The organism is Bacillus changyiensis, assembly GCF_027706145.1.
GTDB lineage: Bacteria > Bacillota > Bacilli > Bacillales > Bacillaceae > Bacillus > Bacillus changyiensis.
This window is the reverse complement of sequence record NZ_JAQFWW010000011.1, coordinates 22098-37272: the sequence shown is the minus strand read 5'-3', so window position 1 is coordinate 37272 and position 15175 is coordinate 22098. Positions and strand designations below refer to the sequence as shown.

Below are 15175 nucleotides of genomic sequence, written 5' to 3'. Positions count from 1 at the left end.
CTTTGAAAAAAGGATCGCCAAATCCTTTAGCCGAAAAACTTAGATTAGGAGCTTTAGGGCGTCTCCCAATAAATGCTCTTAATTTAAAAAAACTTGGACATGATTTTATTCAATTTATCAAAAAGAAGTTTTTCCCTAATAAAGGGACTTTAAAGTTAGATTTACAATTCTTTGCAGGAAGTATATCTGAAAAAAGTATCAAGCATTCAGATGTAGGTGATTTCACAATAAACCCTAAAACTGGACAGATTTCAAAGATGAAGGGTGGAGGACATGGACAAAGCAACATTGAATTTTTGGAAAAAAATAATATAGATTATAACATAAATAAAGTATACGAAAACGGTGTTAGGGTAGGTAATATACCTGGACACAAGACAAAAACAAAAAGAACAGGTTCTAATCAATCGTGGTTTCCAGAGAACTGGACAGAGTCAGATATTGCAGCAGCAGGCGCTAAAATTTCTAAATTACCGGAATTTTCCGAAGCAGAAAATGGTGTGGCTATTTTCGGAGAGTATAAGGGAGTAAGGGTAGGAGTTATAAAAACAAATGGAGATATAGGAACTATTTTTCCAGATGCTACTAAACAACCTTAAATTGAGTTAGGAGGATTTATATGAATATAGAAAATAAAATGGGGATTATATTAAATAAAAGAAAGAAACTACATTTAAATGATGATTATGGGATAGAAAAAAGTTGGAATGAAATAATAGAAGTTCTCTCAGAACATGAAGAAAAAACTATAAGATATTTAGAGAATTGTTGTAAAGAGGATTTATATTATATAAGTGAGGTTTTTGAAGATATAGTGGAAATTACACAAAGTAAAAAACTAATTGATTGCCTAAGAAAGTTAGATGAAAAATACCCGGAATTAGAAATGACAAACGATATCGATATAGCAGAAGGTTATATAGAAAATCCTTAAATTAAAAAATAGTTGAGTTTATTAAGCATAGAGACAATGGAATACTATGAAGATATAACACGACATAGATGATAAATTGTACAAGCTCATGGCCATAAAAAATGGATAAGGTAAAAGGATTCTTATTCTGCCTTAGCCCTCTGTGAAAAGAGGGCTAAGGCTTTTTTGATTACTTCAATAATGCTTCAATTTTCGCCTTCTTCTTACTGTCGGGGTATAAAATACAACTTAAAAAATATACAATTACTTAAACCTTTCTCTGAAGGTACTATTTGCAAAAGCTCTTTTGTATAAGCCAAAACTCCTCATCAACCAAAACCAAAAACTCACGAGCCTGTTCACAAAGTGGAAAAGCATCACGAGTCTACTAAAAGCGATGGAACCGTTTCTGGTAAGCATCCTCATGAGTCTTCTAAACCGAAGAAGCATGAGTCAGGGAAAGATATTAGCAAGGGGACTAAGGGTACGGATAAAGTTGCTGATGCATTTAGGAAAAATCCTGCTGACCCCTTAAAAGAAATTTTTGGTGCTGGAAGACAATCTCACCCGGAAAAATGGAATAGTATTATTAATGATATGAAATCTCAAGGAGTTGAGGTGGTTTATAAAGATGGTGTCATGGCATATTCCCCAAGTAGTGGAAAGCCAGGGCAGTTGGTAATAGATGAAAACTCTTCTATTGGTGCATTAATACATGAATATACTCATTATTTAGATGATAGGAATCAGGGTTTTCCTGGCATGAGTTATCATTTTCAAACAAAAAATAGAGTTAAAATGGAATTAAATGCATATATGAGAGAAGTAGAATTTGCTGAAAGTATAGGGCGTAGAGATATAGCGAATATGCTATTTGAGAATTATATTGAAGAAAGAAACCTTTTATCAAGCCATTTAAAATAAGAATTGAGAGGATACGTTATGAATATTGTTAAAAAAATCGAAGAAGAAAAATGTTCGATTGATGAATTAAAAAACTTTCTTGATGATAAAAACCCTATAGTGTTATATCATACAATGACTTACATCGGTAAAAAAGGTTATAACACAGTAGATATTAAAGCAAAATTAAATCAATTATCTTCCAAAAGACAAACTGAAGATAAATTGTTAGGTATTTATAAAATTGGTGACTTAGCAATGGCAACACTGAAAAAAATTGGAGTACAAGAACCAGAGATTTCTGAATATCAAAATTTAGATGATTTTGATAAAGAAACTGTTAAGAGATTATTTGAAGAAATTGATTGGTAAGAAAAGTTAGCCCTCCGTAAAGAGGGCTTTTTTCATGCAAACAACCTTGTCCAAGTAACTCTCCCTGCAACCCCATCCACAGTCAGACCTTTTGCCTTTTGATAAGCTCTCACAGCCTTCTCAAGGCCATTCCCAAAGATAGAATCAAGCCCATTCACATCATATCCCTTACAGATCAACAACGCTTGAAGAATCCAAGTGATATTTCCTTTTGCTCCTTTACGAACATTTACGACAGCTGCACGAGTTTTCGGTCCCCATTCCCCATCTATGACAAGGCCTGCATGAAATTGCTTATTTAATTCGGTTTGGAAACCCATAAATAAGGCTTTGTATGTTTCAGGCCCTTGATAACCGTCTACTTTAATATTGAGCTTATATCGTTTATTTAACGTACTCTGAATCGTTCTAACAATCGCACGACCACCACTGGAAGATGATTTCTTTGATGACTGCTTTTTAGTTGGTTTAGGAATGGCAGGTGTTGTGCTGTTTACTTTCGATACGAGGACTGGACGTTTACCAGCCTGTAGCTGCACCAAAGTTAAACCGCCCATCATTTCTAAATGTGGATAATCTTTAAAGCTGTACCAATCCCCTCCCCATGCAAATCCTAGAGCCTTTGCGATTTAAGCAACTCTTTTCCATTTGGAATTAACCGTCCAGATCGCTGTTTTGCCATCTGAGGATAATAAAACATAATCTACTGCTAAACCGTAATTGTGGTTGGATTGTCCGGCTTTAGCGTTAGTCACAATCTTCCCTGATGCAGTTCGTCCTTTCGCATATAGCTTATTTTGTTCCGCAAAAGAACGATAGCCAGATGTCATCTGCACATAAATACCCTCTTTATAAGATCTTTTAATCACTTCGATTGCTGTTTCTTTTACTACCGGATGGATTCCCGAACCCATATTTCGAATAGAACGATCAATCAATGTCTGTAATGAAACTGCCATTGTAAAACACCTCTATTTTTTACAATGAAAAGAGACTGCCAACCAGCAGCCCTCTCATTTTGTTAATCCGTTTTGTTTTAATATTTCTTTTTGTTGCTTACCTTTCTCTGTGACATCGTTGTTTTTGGACCAAGCTGCCACTGAAGTGAAGATAGTGTTGGGAAAATTCCCGCTTTTCGGGAAAACAAACAGAAATCGTTTATAGGAACTGTCTTTGTAGAATCTATTGGTGGGTGGATGAAATCGTGCTATAAATGAAATGTAAACGCTATAATGAGGAGGATTTATTGATGAAACAATCATATTCAATCGTAATTGCAGGCGGAGGAAGCACGTTTACCCCAGGGATAGTTTTAATGCTTTTAGACAATCTCAATGATTTTCCGATCAGACAGCTGAAGTTTTATGATAATGATGAAGAGCGACAAAATAAGATCGCAGGTGCTTGTGAAATCTTTATTAAAGAAAAAGCACCACATATTCAATTTCTAGCGACAACCGATCCGAAAGAGGCATTTTCAGATGTTGACTTTGTCATGGCTCACATTAGGGTTGGAAAATATGCAATGAGAGAACTTGATGAAAAAATTCCGCTCAAATATGGGGTAGTCGGCCAGGAGACATGTGGTCCCGGAGGTTTGGCTTATGGCATGAGGTCAATTGGCGGTGTTATTGAACTGATTGATTTTATGGAAAAGTATTCACCTGATGCTTGGATGTTGAATTATTCCAATCCAGCTGCTATTGTTGCTGAGGCAACACGGAGACTGCGTCCAAACTCAAAAGTATTAAACATTTGTGACATGCCAATTGGTATTGAAGATCGAATGTCACAAATTCTTGGATTATCTTCACGAAAAGAAATGACTGTCAGATATTACGGACTCAATCATTTTGGCTGGTGGACATCAATTCGTGATAAAGATGGCAATGATTTAATGCCGGCGATTCAGAAACATGTTCGTGAGTTTGGGTATGTACCGAAAGCAGAACATGAGCAAGCTGAAGCAAGTTGGAGCGCCACTTTTGAAAAAGCGCGTGATGTTTATCAGCTTGATCCAGAGACATTACCTAATACGTATCTGCAATATTATTTTTATCCAGATGATATGGTGAAAAAATCAAATCCTGAGTATACCCGTGCCAATGAAGTGATGGATGGGCGGGAAAAATTCATCTTTGGAGAATGTGAAAAAATTGTGAGAGCGCAAACAAGCGCTGATAGCGAAATTAAAATTGATGACCATGCATCATACATTGTTGACCTTGCTCGTGCACTTGCATTTAATACAGGGGAACGGATGCTTTTAATCGTTGAAAACAATGGAACGATCGAAAACTTTGACCCAACGGCAATGGTGGAAGTCCCTTGTCTAGTTGGCAAAAATGGTCCGGAACCGATCACTGTCGGAAAAATTCCACAATTTCAAAAAGGCTTAATGGAACAGCAAGTATCTGTTGAAAAACTTGTAGTGGAAGCGTGGATCGAAAAATCCTACCAAAAGCTGTGGCAGGCTATTATTTTATCAAAAACAGTTCCAAATGCAAGAACGGCGAAACTGATTCTAGATGATTTAATTGAAGTCAATCGTGATTATTGGCCAACACTTTCTTAAAATAGTCAGCTCCTTTTATTGACTGCATATCACCCCATCTATTCTCGTATTTTATATAATAGAGGTAGAGAATAAATGGGGTGAACAATATGCAATTGGAAGAACTAATGAATAAGTATTACAAAAAGTTGAATGAAAATGATTTTCATATTTTAAAGTACATTTTGAATCATAAGGATAGCTGTTATAAGTTAGGGATTCATGATTTAGCCCAAAAATGTAATGTGTCCCGGACCTCTATTTTAAGACTTTCGCAAAAGCTTGAGTTTAGTGGATATAGTGAATTTCGAGTCTTTTTAAAATGGGAGGCTGAAAAAAGTGGAGAGCAACAAAAAGTTTCCAACTCTTTCACAGGGCTAATGAGAGATATGGAAGCAAGTCTGAAATATTTGAAAAATACAGATATGCAAAGCATGTGTAAACTTATTGATGAGGCTGACCGTATATTTGTATATGGTTCAGGAACAGCTCAAACGTCGTGTGCTAATGAACTGCAGCGAATGTTCGTTGCTAGACACCGCTATTTAACAGTGATCAAAGACAAAATTGAATTCGACTTAATGGTACCTGATTTCAAAAACACTGATCTTATTATTATTATTTCGCTTTCCGGGGAAACGCCATCACTGATTCCACAAGCGCAAACACTGTCTGCAAAGGGAATTCAATTTATTTCATTAACCAATTTGAAAAATAATTTTCTTGCCCAATTAACACCTTACAATCTCTATGCTACAAGCCGGGCAGTGACTGTTTATCAAGGAGTAGAATTGACTGCTTTTGCGCCTTTTTTCCTCGTTGGGGAAGCGTTGTTCCGCAGTTATATCGATTATGTTGAGCAAAAAAAATCACAGTAATGGGGGGTTTTCATATTGATGCAAAAAGTCCAACGATTTGGAAGCGCGATGTTTGTACCGGTGTTACTCTTTGCTTTTGCCGGAATTGTTGTAGGGCTCAGTACATTATTTAAAAATGAGTTGCTGATGGGGGAAATAGCTCAAAAGGATACGTTATGGTACCAGTTTTGGTACATCATTGAAGAAGGAGGCTGGACTGTTTTTAGGCAGATGCCTTTATTATTCGCAGTTGGAATTCCAATTGCATTGGCAAAAAAAGCTCAAGCGCGCGCATGTCTGGAAGCGCTTACGACATATTTGACCTTTAACTATTTTGTCGGTGCTATTTTAACTGTCTGGGGCGATTTTTTCGGTGTGGACATGAGTCAAGAAGTCGGCGGAACAAGTGGATTGGCAGAAATTGCGGGTATCAAAACGCTTGATACGAACATCATTGGTGCGATTTTGATTTCTTCACTTGTTGTCTATCTCCACAATCGTTATTTTGAAAAGAAATTACCCGACTTTTTGGGAATTTTTCAAGGCTCATCATATGTTGTCATCATTTCATTTTTTGTCATGCTTCCAGTTGCTTTGGCAACAGCGTATATTTGGCCTATGGTTCAGGGAGGCATCGCTTCTTTACAAACTTTTTTAGTCGCATCAGGCGCATTCGGTGTTTGGGTTTATACGTTTTTGGAGCGGATCTTAATTCCAACGGGATTGCACCATTTTATTTATACTCCTTTCCTTTTCGGGCCGGCTGTTGTGGAAGGTGGAATTGTGACCCATTGGGCACAACATTTAAGCGAATATGCTGCAAGTTCACAGCCATTAAAGGAACTGTTTCCGCAAGGTGGTTTTGCACTTCATGGAAACTCCAAGATCTTTGGCGTTTTAGGAATTGCCCTAGCCATTTATGTAACAGCTAAAAAAGAAAAGAAGAAAATCGTCGCAGGTTTGTTAATTCCGATTACACTGACAGCGATGGTTGCAGGTATCACTGAACCGATTGAGTTCACTTTCTTATTCATCTCACCTTTGCTGTTTTTTGTCCATAGTTTGTTAGCAGCTACAATGGCGACACTCATGTATATGGCGGGAGTTGTCGGCAATATGGGTGGCGGCTTAATCGAGATTTTAACACTGAACTGGATTCCACTTTTTCATCAACATGGTAGCACTTATCTTTTTCAAATATTAATCGGTTTCTCCTTCACAGCTATTTACTTCTTTGTTTTCAGATTTTTAATTATGAAAATGAATATTGCAACTCCAGGTCGTGAAAAAGATGAACAACAAGAAACAAAGTTTTATACAAAAAAAGATTTCAAGGCGAAGAAGGAATCAGAAAAAGAAGTGTCTGCAGGAAGAGAAGTGGAAGAGGATCAGGCAGTCCTTTGCATCCGTGCGCTTGGCGGAAAAGAAAATATCGCAGAAGTAACCAATTGTGCAACACGACTTCGGGTCAGTGTTTATGACGAATCAAAAGTGGCACCAGACAGTACCTTTAAATCTTTTGGTGTCCATGGTGTAGTCAGGAATGGAAAAGCTCTTCAGATCATTATCGGTCTGTCGGTTCCGCAAGTGCGAGAAAGAGTTGAAAATCTTCTAGACAGTTAGACCGTTTCAGTCAATCAAAAATGAAAGCTGCCTTTTCATCTGAATGAAGGCAGCTATTTTTATTAATTTGAGTTTTTGCTTGATGTGAAAACATTAAATTTCATTGTCAAACTTCCAAATGTGCTCATCTATTCGATGTATTCTGATGAGATTGTCCTCAAGGATAATGGGGTATTTTTAGTAACTTTATTCTTATTTATTTTGTACTTAGGTGTACATGTGTTTTATGCCGCGACTAAAAAGGTATATGAAGCAACAATAAAAAACAGACAGAAGAATCATCCAAATTCTAAACCGCTCTCTTTTCAATGAACATGATAGATCCATGCTATATTCATGTCACGAACTGAGCAGAAATGAATATATTGCCATTATTCAGTAGTTCTAAAAAGGAGAGCAAAAGCATGAACAAAAAATATGAAGTTGGTGCACTCATTTTACGGTTCATAACCGGTCTTACTTTTTTACTACATGGGATTCATAAGCTTCAAGGCGGTATTGACAACACCGTGGAGTTTTTTAACAGCTTTGGAATTCCCGGCTTTCTTGCCTATGTCGTCGTATTTATTGAATTAGTTGGCGGAGCTTTGATGATACTTGGGATTGGTACACGAATTGTTGGGTTCCTTTTTGCTGTTGTGGTAGTTGGAGCGATCTTCACTGTCAAGTTATCAGCCGGATTTATTGGAACTGACGGAAATATGGGCTACGAATTTGATTTAGCACTGCTTGCAATTGCCATCCATCTTATGCTAAACGGAAGTCAGATGTTGTCACTTGACAGTTTGTTACGACAAAAGCGGAAGGCAAAAACCGTCCCAGAGAGTTAAAATGAAAAGACATAAAGCCCTTTCCTTCGCGATGATGGAAAGGGTTTGTTATGTGATGATGATTTGTCCGAGTCTAATTACTTTAAAATTTGTGAAATAAGCCATATAATTTCGTAAAGCCATACATATAAAGGGGGAACGTTCTTGCAGGTAGCTATCCTATACGCACATCCAAATCCAAACAGTTTTAATGGAGCCATTTTACAACAGGTGACAAAGGCCCTTGAGGATAAACAACATTCTTATACTGTGATTGATTTATACAAAGACCAGTTTAACCCTGTCCTTGTATTTAACGAGAAGAAAAGGCGGTCAGACCTAAAAAATGATCCGGAAACGGCTGAATACAGAGAGATTATTAAAAACGCAGACCATCTTATTTTCATTTATCCTTTGTGGTGGGGAGGAGTGCCAGCGATTTTAAAAGGTTTCATTGACCGTGTATTTGTCGCTGGAGAAGCCTATACATATGAAGGAAAGCTGCCAAAGGGATTGTTAAAGGCACGTTCTGCTTCAGTTTATTATACAGCAGATGCCCCTGGTTGGTATTTGCGATTCTGGCGGCGTAATGCAGATTGGATCACTGTTAAAGATAACATATTGAAATTTTGCGGAGTAACGAATGTCAGACGATTCTTATTTCCGAAAGTAAAAGACACTACAGTGGAAAAACGTGAAAAGTGGCTAGATCGAGTGTACCAGTCTGTACTCTACATAGGGGATTAATGGCTCAATATTATGAAGATCAGCTTCATAGTATGTTGAACTAAAAACGCGCATCTGCGCGTTTTTTTTAATGACTTTAGTCCCTGTGTATAACAATTCGTTTGAATTTCTTAATATCAGTTTAAATTAATGAATAATTACTTTTTTTGAACGGTCATTTAGAGTAAGATAATGAAGTGTCATCTTTTTACACAAACTATGTTTAATTATCTATTTCGTAATGTATTGGAAGTGATATCATGAAAAAAAATGTGCTGTCCATTTTAAGGGTTATTTTTCCGGTAGCCGTTATTCTGTTAGTTATTTTTCAAGCAAAAAAAGAACTTGCTGGAATGTCTTTAAAGGAAGCCGTTCTAGTGATAAACAATATTGAAAGAACCAATCTTTTCACATTGGTTTTTCTTGGTCTTGTCGCCATTGCGGTGATGTCTTTATACGATTATGTTCTCGTTCGTTCGTTAGGACTTCAAATTTCTAAGCGAAAAACGTTTAAAATATCGTGGATTTCAAATTCATTTAATAATGTACTCGGATTTGGCGGCTTATCAGGTGCTGGCTTAAGAACGATCTTTTATAAGGAATATGTTCATGATGTGAAACAGTTGATCAAGGGGATTGCTTGGCTTGCGTCTTCCATTCTCCTTGGTCTATCTTTTCTAAGTATTTTTGTTCTTGCCAGGCTGTTACCTTCCGGAAATTTATTGATGGAAAAAGTTTGGCTTTTACCAGCTATTATCGCGGTGGCGCTAATTGTTCCCGCTGGATTCGTGGCTTTGATCATCAAAAAGAAAAGAAATCATGATGGTGAAAAGGGGTTACGTCTTTCGGTCTTTGCTTCGTATTTAGGTGCGTCAGTCATTGAATGGCTTGCTGCAGGAGTCGTGATGTACTATGCACTTTTGACAATGGGAATAGAATTAGATGTCAGACTCCTTCTTGGTGTGTTTACCATTGCCTCAGTCGCAGGGATGATTAGTCTTGTACCTGGTGGATTTGGTTCGTTTGACTTGCTTTTTTTAATTGGCATGAGTGAAATGGGAGTTAATCAAGAAATTACACTAACTGCTATTGTTCTCTATCGAATCGCTTATTCATTTATTCCTTTTATCATCGGTCTGATTTTGGCTGCAATTGCCTTAACAGGTAATACATTAAAAAAGCTGGAGGAAAGACCAATTTTTGCTCCAGCAATTGAGACGACTAATGTTTTGCTGACTATACACAGAGCTTTATTGCTCCGTCTGCTCAATGGATCACTAGCTGTGATCGCATTTTGTTGTGGGATGGTGACCCTTGCTTCAGTTGCATTACCAATTGACAAATTCACACTGATGTTGGATTTGCCTGAAAACATCCTGACATTATTTAATGCTTTGTCTCTCAGCTTTGGTTTACTTTTGCTCATATTACCGTTGGAACTTTATAAGCGTACAAAACGTTCTTATTATATGACGCTCACTGCTTTAACATTTGCTTTTGTTTTTACAGTATTTAAAGGATTTAATCTTAGCGGAATCTTCATGATTCCACTCGTTTTCTTATTATTTGTGTTATTGAGAGGACAATTTTTGAGGGATCGAGCTGCTTATACTTTCACACAGATGACATGGGCTCTTATCATCTATCTTTTTGCCCTTTTTAACTACAATTACCTTGCTTCAACAATTTGGGAGAATTTTGGTCGTTTACTGGCAAAAGATTATTTGATCTATAGTGAAATTCATGTCAATTATGTAACGGTTTTCGCAGCAATTTTTGTGCCGCTGTTTTTAAGTTTATTTATTTGGCTTTTTAACAAAAAAACAGAGCAAATTGGCGCAGAACCGAATATGGAGAAACTAGAGACCTTTTTAAATGAAGAAGGCGGAAATGCTCTTAGTCATTTGGGTTTTTTAGGGGATAAACGGTTTTTTTACTCCAGTGATGGAAAGGCGCTTATTCAGTTTGCCAAAATCGGCCAACGTCTTGTTGTACTTGGTGATCCTTCAGGACAAAAAGAGTCTTTTCCATTGATCTTGAAAGAATTCCTACATTTAGCAGATCAAAAAGGCTATCTCGTCATTTTTTATCAGATTGAACAAGAGGATATGGGACTTTATCATGATTTCGGATATCGTTTTTTCAAGCTTGGTGAAGAAGCGATAGTTGATCTGACAACATTTACAATTTCCGGGAAAAAACGGGCTGGTTTAAGAGCGATTCACAATCGTTTTAATCGGGAAGGCTATACTTTTCATGTTGAACAACCTCCGTTTTCTAAAGAATTCCTTAATGAACTGCGCGGGATATCTGATGAGTGGCTTGGCCGAAAAAGAGAAAAAAGCTTTTCGCTCGGCTATTTTAATGAAGAGTATTTGCAAAGAGCACCGATCGCTGTCTTAAAAGATGCGAACGGAAAAATCATTGCCTTTATGAATCTGATGTTTATGTACCAGAAAGGTGAAATATCGGTCGATATGATGCGTTATGGAGAGGATGCACCGAGCGGTATTATGGATGCATTATTTATTCATCTGTTTCAATGGGGGAAAGAACAAGGCTATACGACGTTTAATATGGGGATGGCTCCGTTATCAAATGTAGGGACAAGCATTCAGTCGTTTTGGACGGAGCGGCTTGCAGCCATCATTTTCAACAATGTCCGCTACATGTATAGCTTCAGCGGTTTACGGAGTTTTAAAGAGAAATATAAACCGGTTTGGCGTGGGAAATATTTGGCCTACCGAAAAAACAGATCACTTCCGGTGACCATGATTCTTGTCACAAGATTGATTGGCCGGCGGGCAAAATAATGTTGTAAAGAAAAGCTGATGGACCATTCAACATGGTTGATCAGCTTTTTACTTTGAGATTTAAACAGAATTTAAACTACAGGTGAGCTGTTTTTAACCTTTGAGCTCTATAGTTAAATGAAAGTGACCCCAAAAATCTCGAATGTAATGGAGGAGGATAACATGAATCCTATTTTTTTGATCATATCAATACTTGGGCTAGGAACGTTTTTTTTAAGTTTTATTTACATGATTTTTAATTCTGAATGGAAAGGTATGTTTAAATTTTCGAGAACACCAGTGAAAGTAATGAGTGGGGCATTTTTAGTTTATCTTGTTTTTTTTATCTTGTTTATCGTCACACAATCATAATATTTGAGTGATGCGTTTAAAAATCCCTCTTGCAGTACTGGTGTTATTACATTGAAAATATTTGCAAACATCAACATAACGTTTTATAATCTGTAATGATAATCATTTTCATTTAAGGGGGATGGCTAATGAATGACACTTTATCCAGTATTCAGGAGTGTATTAGAGATAGAAGAACGATTCGAAAATTTAGAGAGGAACCAGTGCCTAAGGAACTGATTCTAGAGTTGCTGGAAGATGCGGTTTATGCTCCAAATCATCGATTGACAGAACCGTGGCGGTTTATTTACATTGGAACAGAAAGCGGAAAAAAGAAGTTTGTAGAAAGTATGACTGTATTGTATAACGATATTAAGCCTGATATGAAAGAAGAACAGCTACAAAAATATAAGGAATATTTCATGAAGATTCCAGCATTTCTGTTTGTTGTTTTAAAAGAAGATGAAAATAAACGGGTTAGAAATGACGACTTTGCCGCAGTAAGCTGTTTGATCCAAAACCTTCAGCTCCTAGCGTGGGATAAAGGTATTGGCATGGTATGGAAAAGCGGCGAACTTCTTTATAATCGGGGATTCGCACAATCTTTTGGCTTGAAAGATCACGAACGATTCGCAGCTGTTTTGCAACTAGGCTACCCTGCAGAAATACCTAAAGCGGAAACAAGAACACCTGCTGAACAGCTTTTTATAGAAATTTCTTAAAACTGTGGCTTGTAGAAACATGATGTTTTTACAAGCTTTCTGCTTTTTATACTCATGCATGATCACCATTGCTCAAAGCAGAAAGAAACACTGAACAAAGGCAGCCAAATAGCCGCCTTTATTCTGCCTATCCATTACTCAGTCATCCGCTGTTTTGCACGGCTGTCAGCCGCCTGTGCACGCGCCTGTGCTTCGCGGTCATCTTGATCTGCAAGTTCTGCTGCATATTCCTCATAAACACCATCAGTCTCTTTTTTATACTGGTCAGGTACTTGAGGAAGCTTCTGTTTGTTTTTATCGCGGTTTTTGTGGATTGAATTTCTACCCATCTTATCACTCCTTAACATAAAAGCTTTCGCAAACCTTATCATTCACTAAACTGATGATGACTATGCATCCTCAATCTTCTCTAGCAGCCCTTTCCGCTCTTTTAAATTCCCGTCCGTATCGGACCTGCTGTGTTTTGTTAAGTGGAGAATAAAGACGTTCCCGTTTTTTCTTCTTGTCAGCCATTTTGAAGCCTCCTTTAGACTCAGATTATTCCCATCTTGTCCGTTTCAGAGAGAATTATACAAAGTGTATATTGCTCGATTTTTGACAGATTCTTGATAAAATAGATGAAGATCGTTTCCTTTGAAAGAAAGGAGTCTTTTATGCCTTATATCACAAAAATAACCACCCAGAAAAACAATGAAAAACGAGTCAATATTTTTCTTGATGAAAAGTATGCGTTTAGCGTTGATCTTGATGTGCTCGTCAAATTCAACTTAAAAAAAGGAAATCAGCTTGATGAACTGGATATCATTGAAATTCAATATGGAGACGAGATAAAAAAAGGCTTCAATAAAGCTCTTGATTATTTGTCTTACAGAATACGCTCAACAAAGGAAGTCAGAGATCATTTAAAGAAAAAAGGATGTTCAGACTCATCGATTACAGAAATTATTCACATGTTGAAGGATCATAAATATATCGACGATCATGAGTTTGCAGTTGCATATGTCAACACTTATCGCAAAACAAAAGGTCCTGATGTCCTTCAGAGAGAACTACAATTAAAAGGAATTGATCAAGAGCTAATTGAGGAAGCATTAAACTCATTTACGTTTGAAGAACAGGTTAATGCGGCTGTGAAACATGTTGAAAAGTGGTTAAAGAAAGAAAAGAAAGTTTCGGCAAAAGCAACAAAACAGGCCATTGAACAGCAATTGATTCGCAAGGGGTTTTCATTTGATGTCATTGCGCAAGCAGTATTGGAAAGCGATTATGAACATGATGAAAATGCGGAATGGGAAGCATTGAAGAAGCAAGCAGATAAAGCGATGCAACGCTATCATTACAATGGTTCATATGAAACAAAAATGAAAGTAAAACAATTTTTGTTTAGAAAAGGATTTTCGCTCGATATGATTGAGCAATACTTAAATGAAGAGGGATGATGGGATGCAAACACGATATAGCGAAATGACAGAACACGAACTTAACAATGAAATCAGAGAACTGACGGAAAAGGCAAGAAAAGCAGAGCAACTGGGGATTGTCAATGAACTTGCTGTTCACGAACGTAAAATTGCGGTTGCCAAGGCATATCTTCTTGATCCAGCTGATTTTAAAACTGGAGTTATGTATGAAATTGCCGATACGGAAGAACAGTTTCAAATTCGTTATTTAAACGGGGTTTTCGCTTGGGGATATCGTCTTTCGTCACCTGAACATGAAGAGGCTTTACCCATTTCTTTATTAAAAGAAAAGGATTAAGACAAAAGCTTAATCCTTTTCAGAGGAACTACCTGGTACGAATTCGTGTATTGCGCTGGAGAATAATGAGGTCCTGTGTCTGCTGTGTCTCACCGTTTACCTGCGCGCGAGCGTGTTTCGTGTTTGCCCATGGCTGTGGAAAGTTTTCCGTTTTCATCTGATTAAAATCGTTCATATACGGTTTGCGGTTTGCACACAAAACAATCACTCCATTTTAGAAAAATTAGCGCTTTCCAGAAGCTCTCATTCTTTCTTGTGGATGAGTATTGATACTTCCGTCTGGGCGCTTTGAAGCGAAATCGTCTTTGGCACGGGGCTCACCTTCAAATTTGTTGTTGTTCATATTTGGAAAGCCCCTTGATTTATTCCGCATATACAGGCTCCTCCAATCAAGTCCAAAATGTTTGCGTCTTCTTGAGAGAAGACGTAAGGTTATTATATGAAATCGCTGTTGTTTTCATTAAGAAAGTTTTTTCCTAATGAAAGGAGGGAGAATCAAGGTGGACATACATTTTGAAAAACTCGCCAATGCGCTCCTTGCAAAAAACCATATGCTCAGTTATCACCAAGCCAGAACATGGGTTGAGCATTTGTGGGAGGATTTTGAAGCAACTTTTGCCAAAGCGGGTTACTCTTATCAAGGAAAAGAACTGACAGAGCGTGTGGTATTAGAATGGATAGAGGATAATGGCAGCCATTTGCATTTATTTCAGAGTGACAAAGCATCTTTTAAAGAGCTATTCACCACAAGTGATAGGTTGTTGCATTAATAAAAGAGTAATTATTAGGTGAATA

21 protein-coding genes and 2 pseudogenes are annotated in these 15175 nt (G+C 37.3%); 15 read left to right on the top strand and 8 right to left on the bottom strand.

All coding sequences use genetic code 11. From position 1 onward, the window contains the following. The 4 genes from PDT38_RS18750 to PDT38_RS18735 all read left to right on the top strand — a co-directional run. The coding region (locus tag PDT38_RS18750) for an EndoU domain-containing protein (protein WP_270803584.1) at positions 1-599 on the top strand (599 nt) is incomplete at its 5' end. A gap of 20 nt (positions 600-619) precedes the next feature. Beyond that, positions 620-934 carry a hypothetical protein gene (locus tag PDT38_RS18745; protein ID WP_270803583.1) on the top strand — a complete coding sequence of 105 codons (315 nt, stop codon included), beginning with the start codon at positions 620-622 and terminating at the stop codon, positions 932-934. Positions 935-1279: 345 nt separating this feature from the next. After that, positions 1280-1837 carry a hypothetical protein gene (locus PDT38_RS18740; protein ID WP_270803582.1) on the top strand — a complete coding sequence of 186 codons (558 nt, stop codon included), beginning with the start codon at positions 1280-1282 and terminating at the stop codon, positions 1835-1837. A gap of 18 nt (positions 1838-1855) precedes the next feature. After that, positions 1856-2188, top strand: a complete 333-nt coding sequence (locus PDT38_RS18735) for a hypothetical protein (protein ID WP_270803581.1) — start codon at positions 1856-1858, stop codon at positions 2186-2188. Between the two features lie 32 nt (positions 2189-2220). Here PDT38_RS18735 and PDT38_RS18730 read toward each other — a convergent pair whose 3' ends face one another. From PDT38_RS18730 to PDT38_RS19360, 4 genes and pseudogenes are all read right to left on the bottom strand, one after another. Next, positions 2221-2727 (bottom strand): peptidoglycan-binding domain-containing protein, encoded by a 507-nt coding sequence (locus PDT38_RS18730; RefSeq protein WP_270803586.1) that lies wholly within the window; start codon positions 2725-2727, stop codon positions 2221-2223. 27 nt (positions 2728-2754) lie between these two features. After that, a pseudogene (locus PDT38_RS18725) lies at positions 2755-2817 on the bottom strand (M15 family metallopeptidase); the annotation flags it as partial. Next, positions 2818-3147, bottom strand: coding sequence for a M15 family metallopeptidase (locus PDT38_RS18720; protein ID WP_270803580.1), 330 nt, complete (start codon positions 3145-3147; stop codon positions 2818-2820). It lies immediately after the preceding pseudogene. Positions 3148-3201: 54 nt separating this feature from the next. After that, positions 3202-3303 (bottom strand): annotated as a pseudogene (locus PDT38_RS19360) (phage holin); the annotation flags it as partial. 131 nt (positions 3304-3434) lie between these two features. Here PDT38_RS19360 and glvA point away from each other — a divergent pair. The 8 genes from glvA to PDT38_RS18675 all read left to right on the top strand — a co-directional run bounded on the left by glvA (position 3435) and on the right by PDT38_RS18675 (position 12622). After that, positions 3435-4763, top strand: a complete 1329-nt coding sequence (glvA, locus tag PDT38_RS18710) for a maltose-6'-phosphate glucosidase (RefSeq protein ID WP_270803579.1) — start codon at positions 3435-3437, stop codon at positions 4761-4763. Positions 4764-4852: 89 nt separating this feature from the next. Further along, on the top strand, positions 4853-5620 hold the full coding sequence (locus PDT38_RS18705) for a MurR/RpiR family transcriptional regulator (RefSeq protein WP_270803578.1): 768 nt from the start codon (positions 4853-4855) through the stop codon (positions 5618-5620). 15 nt (positions 5621-5635) lie between these two features. Beyond that, positions 5636-7222 carry an alpha-glucoside-specific PTS transporter subunit IIBC gene (locus tag PDT38_RS18700; protein ID WP_270803577.1) on the top strand — a complete coding sequence of 529 codons (1587 nt, stop codon included), beginning with the start codon at positions 5636-5638 and terminating at the stop codon, positions 7220-7222. Positions 7223-7626: 404 nt separating this feature from the next. Next, the gene (locus tag PDT38_RS18695; protein ID WP_270803576.1) at positions 7627-8052 is read left to right on the top strand and encodes a DoxX family protein; all 426 of its coding nucleotides are present in this window, start codon (positions 7627-7629) and stop codon (positions 8050-8052) included. 144 nt (positions 8053-8196) lie between these two features. Next, positions 8197-8778 carry an NAD(P)H-dependent oxidoreductase gene (locus tag PDT38_RS18690; protein WP_270803575.1) on the top strand — a complete coding sequence of 194 codons (582 nt, stop codon included), beginning with the start codon at positions 8197-8199 and terminating at the stop codon, positions 8776-8778. Between the two features lie 239 nt (positions 8779-9017). Further along, positions 9018-11570 carry a bifunctional lysylphosphatidylglycerol flippase/synthetase MprF gene (gene mprF, locus PDT38_RS18685; RefSeq protein WP_270803574.1) on the top strand — a complete coding sequence of 851 codons (2553 nt, stop codon included), beginning with the start codon at positions 9018-9020 and terminating at the stop codon, positions 11568-11570. A gap of 162 nt (positions 11571-11732) precedes the next feature. Next, a complete protein-coding gene (locus PDT38_RS18680; protein ID WP_270803573.1) occupies positions 11733-11921 on the top strand; it encodes a Mas-related G-protein coupled receptor member D in 189 nt (62 codons plus the stop codon). A 128-nt stretch (positions 11922-12049) separates the two neighbouring features. Then, a complete protein-coding gene (locus tag PDT38_RS18675; RefSeq protein ID WP_270803572.1) occupies positions 12050-12622 on the top strand; it encodes a nitroreductase family protein in 573 nt (190 codons plus the stop codon). Positions 12623-12756: 134 nt separating this feature from the next. Here the strand turns inward: PDT38_RS18675 and PDT38_RS18670 are convergent, their stop codons facing one another. Next, a complete protein-coding gene (locus tag PDT38_RS18670) occupies positions 12757-12951 on the bottom strand; it encodes a YfhD family protein (RefSeq protein ID WP_270803571.1) in 195 nt (64 codons plus the stop codon). A gap of 70 nt (positions 12952-13021) precedes the next feature. Further along, complete coding sequence (locus PDT38_RS18665; protein WP_270803570.1) at positions 13022-13135, bottom strand: YfhE family protein; 114 nt, start codon at positions 13133-13135, stop codon at positions 13022-13024. Between the two features lie 140 nt (positions 13136-13275). Here PDT38_RS18665 and recX point away from each other — a divergent pair, with 140 nt between their 5' ends. Both recX and PDT38_RS18655 read left to right on the top strand, forming a co-directional pair. Further along, the gene (recX, locus tag PDT38_RS18660) at positions 13276-14061 is read left to right on the top strand and encodes a recombination regulator RecX (protein WP_270803569.1); all 786 of its coding nucleotides are present in this window, start codon (positions 13276-13278) and stop codon (positions 14059-14061) included. 4 nt (positions 14062-14065) lie between these two features. After that, positions 14066-14380 carry a YfhH family protein gene (locus PDT38_RS18655; protein ID WP_270803568.1) on the top strand — a complete coding sequence of 105 codons (315 nt, stop codon included), beginning with the start codon at positions 14066-14068 and terminating at the stop codon, positions 14378-14380. A gap of 28 nt (positions 14381-14408) precedes the next feature. On the opposite strand, the gene PDT38_RS18650 is transcribed toward PDT38_RS18655, so the two are convergent. After that, complete coding sequence (locus PDT38_RS18650; RefSeq protein ID WP_375335825.1) at positions 14409-14555, bottom strand: YpzG family protein; 147 nt, start codon at positions 14553-14555, stop codon at positions 14409-14411. A gap of 48 nt (positions 14556-14603) precedes the next feature. Beyond that, positions 14604-14753, bottom strand: coding sequence for a small, acid-soluble spore protein K (locus PDT38_RS18645; protein ID WP_172293565.1), 150 nt, complete (start codon positions 14751-14753; stop codon positions 14604-14606). A gap of 127 nt (positions 14754-14880) precedes the next feature. Between PDT38_RS18645 and PDT38_RS18640 the strand changes: the two genes are divergently transcribed. Next, the gene (locus PDT38_RS18640; protein WP_270803567.1) at positions 14881-15150 is read left to right on the top strand and encodes a YfhJ family protein; all 270 of its coding nucleotides are present in this window, start codon (positions 14881-14883) and stop codon (positions 15148-15150) included. The last annotated feature ends 25 nt before the right edge of the window (positions 15151-15175 follow it).

Coding starts and splice junctions, on each gene's coding strand:
- PDT38_RS18745 (WP_270803583.1), top strand. CDS start 620: ATGAATATAGAAAATAAAATGGGGATTATATTAAATAAAAGAAAGAAA.
- PDT38_RS18735 (WP_270803581.1), top strand. CDS start 1,856: ATGAATATTGTTAAAAAAATCGAAGAAGAAAAATGTTCGATTGATGAA.
- PDT38_RS18720 (WP_270803580.1), bottom strand. CDS start 3,147: ATGGCAGTTTCATTACAGACATTGATTGATCGTTCTATTCGAAATATG.
- PDT38_RS18705 (WP_270803578.1), top strand. CDS start 4,853: ATGCAATTGGAAGAACTAATGAATAAGTATTACAAAAAGTTGAATGAA.
- PDT38_RS18695 (WP_270803576.1), top strand. CDS start 7,627: ATGAACAAAAAATATGAAGTTGGTGCACTCATTTTACGGTTCATAACC.
- mprF (WP_270803574.1), top strand. CDS start 9,018: ATGAAAAAAAATGTGCTGTCCATTTTAAGGGTTATTTTTCCGGTAGCC.
- PDT38_RS18680 (WP_270803573.1), top strand. CDS start 11,733: ATGAATCCTATTTTTTTGATCATATCAATACTTGGGCTAGGAACGTTT.
- PDT38_RS18675 (WP_270803572.1), top strand. CDS start 12,050: ATGAATGACACTTTATCCAGTATTCAGGAGTGTATTAGAGATAGAAGA.
- PDT38_RS18670 (WP_270803571.1), bottom strand. CDS start 12,951: ATGGGTAGAAATTCAATCCACAAAAACCGCGATAAAAACAAACAGAAG.
- PDT38_RS18665 (WP_270803570.1), bottom strand. CDS start 13,135: ATGGCTGACAAGAAGAAAAAACGGGAACGTCTTTATTCTCCACTTAAC.
- recX (WP_270803569.1), top strand. CDS start 13,276: ATGCCTTATATCACAAAAATAACCACCCAGAAAAACAATGAAAAACGA.
- PDT38_RS18655 (WP_270803568.1), top strand. CDS start 14,066: ATGCAAACACGATATAGCGAAATGACAGAACACGAACTTAACAATGAA.
- PDT38_RS18650 (WP_375335825.1), bottom strand. CDS start 14,555: ATGAACGATTTTAATCAGATGAAAACGGAAAACTTTCCACAGCCATGG.
- PDT38_RS18645 (WP_172293565.1), bottom strand. CDS start 14,753: ATGCGGAATAAATCAAGGGGCTTTCCAAATATGAACAACAACAAATTT.